The following is a 2,285-nucleotide window of genomic DNA, read 5'->3' as shown; positions in this document are numbered from 1 at the left end:
CAGAAACATCCCTAGCAGAAAAAATGCGTATACGTGCTCAAACTGGTGACGTGACTCTGGGTGGCACTAGTGCAGGCGCAGCAGTAATGGGTCACCATATGATCGCTGGTGGTGGTAGTGGTGAATGCCCAAATCGCTCCCTTGTGGACATGGCTATAGGCTTGGGGATCATTCCAGAAATCATCGTCGATCAGCACTTCCATAACCGCAATCGGATGGCACGGTTGATGAGCGCTATTGCTACTCAACCAGACAAAATTGGCATCGGCATTGACGAAGATACCTGTGCTATGTTCGAGCCGAATGGCATGGTTCGAGTCCTAGGTAAAGCTACAGTCACTGTCATTGACCCTTCAGAACTGTCCTACACCAATCAGTACTATGCTGACTCTAGTAGTCCTCTAAGTGTCCATGATCTCCGGGTTCACATCCTCAGCCATGGTGACAGCTATGACATGACCAAGCGGGCAACTATACCACCAAACCACATTCAAGTATAATCTAAAACAGAGTAACAGAGCCAAGTGAGCTGGCGTATTGGCGGATGTTGATCAAAACCTCTAACGAGCTGATGTGCTCCATGTACACCAATAGATGATAGATAGTTAATACGCTAATCATCAACAGCCAGTAGCGAAATCAACTTGCGCAGCGAGTCATTTGAAGATAGCCTAGAGCGTAATAAAGCCCTATTTGTAAGACTTTCTGGTCATTGGAATACGGCATTTTCTAGAAGAAAAAACTGTTCATACTGAACAGTAATTAATAATTCATTCCCTTGAGACTAGGTTAAGTCCTGTTTAATATGCTGTCTTACTAGGCTAGATAACGTTGCCTCTGCTGTACTGTTATCGACAGGTTGGCTATATCGCTCTTGTGTAAGGCTGTTTACTTATACATTTCGCCCTTGAGTTTGTCACTTTTCTCTTGTTATGAAGATACTCAAAATCCAGACGTTACGCGGCCCCAACTATTGGAGCATTCGTCGCCACAAGCTGATTGTTATGCGATTGGATTTGGAGGATTTAGCAGAGTCCCCATCGGATGAAATTTCAGGATTTTATCAAGGGTTAGTCAGGGTTTTGCCTAGTTTGGAAGAGCACTTCTGTTCACCTGGTTGCCGTGGTGGATTTTTGAGTCGGGTGCAAGAAGGTACCATGATGGGGCACATTGTTGAGCATGTGGCCTTGGAGTTGCAGACCTTGGCAGGCATGTATGTGGGGTTTGGACGCACTAGAGAAACCTCAACGTTAGGTGTTTACCAAGTTGTGTTTGAGTATGTTGATGAGCAGGCAGGACGATACGCGGCAAGGGCGGCTGTTCGTCTTTGTCAAAGCATTGTTGATACAGGTACTTATCCAGCAGCAGAGCTAGAGCAAGATTTACGAGATTTACGCGAGTTTGCGGCAGCAGCAGCCTTGGGGCCTAGTACTGAGGCGATCGTTAAGGAAGCAGATGTGCGTGGTATTCCCTGGTATCCACTGAGTACTCGATCGCTGATCCAACTAGGAAATGGTGTTTACCAAAAGCGCATTCAAGCTACGCTGAGTAATCAGACTGGCATCCTAGGGGTAGAACTAGCTAGCGATAAAGAAGGAACCAAACGTATCTTGAGTGAGTTGGGTATCCCTGTGCCCCGTGGAGCATTGATCTACTATCTGGACGAGCTAGAGCAGGCGATCGAGGATGTTGGTGGTTATCCAATCGTGATTAAGCCTCTGGATGGTAACCACGGACGCGGCATTACCATCAATATTGAAACTTGGGAGCAGGCAGAGGCCGCCTATGATGCTGCTAAGGAAGTTTCTCGTGGTGTAATTGTCGAACGGTTCTATCCTGGCAGCGATCACCGAGTGCTGGTAGTCAATGGCAAGGTAGTTGCTGTAGCAGAGCGTATTCCAGCCCATGTAATCGGTGATGGACACTCTACTATTGCTGCCTTGATTGAAGAGACCAATCAAGATCCTAACCGGGGTGAAGGCCACGATAATGTGTTGACTAAAATTGAAGTCGATCGCACCACATGGCAACTACTAGAGCGACAGGGCTATACCTTGGATTCAGTACTGCCTGCGGGAGAAATTTGTTACCTACGGGCAACAGCAAACCTAAGCACAGGTGGTATCGCAGTTGATCGTACCGATGACATTCACCCAGAAAATGTGTGGATGGCAGAGCGTATAGCCAAAATCATTGGTTTGGACATCGCCGGTATTGATATTGTTACCCCCGATATTTCTCGTCCCCTGAGGGATGTGGGTGGTGTGGTTGTGGAAGTGAACGCA

Annotated in this window: 2 protein-coding genes; both read left to right on the top strand. The window is 47.3% G+C overall.

Features of this window, described 5'->3' with window-relative positions; all coding sequences use genetic code 11:
* A partial coding sequence (locus NZ772_17705; protein MCS6815391.1) for a cyanophycinase occupies positions 1 to 500 on the top strand: 500 nt, incomplete at its 5' end.
* Positions 501 to 932: 432 nt separating this feature from the next.
* On the top strand, positions 933 to 2,285 hold a 1,353-nt coding region (gene cphA, locus NZ772_17700; GenBank protein MCS6815390.1), incomplete at its 3' end, for a cyanophycin synthetase.

It is taken from the genome of Cyanobacteriota bacterium, from assembly GCA_025054735.1.
Lineage (GTDB): Bacteria > Cyanobacteriota > Cyanobacteriia > SKYG9 > SKYG9 > SKYG9.
Note: the sequence above shows the minus strand (reverse complement) of the source record. Positions and strands in the feature narration are given on the sequence as shown.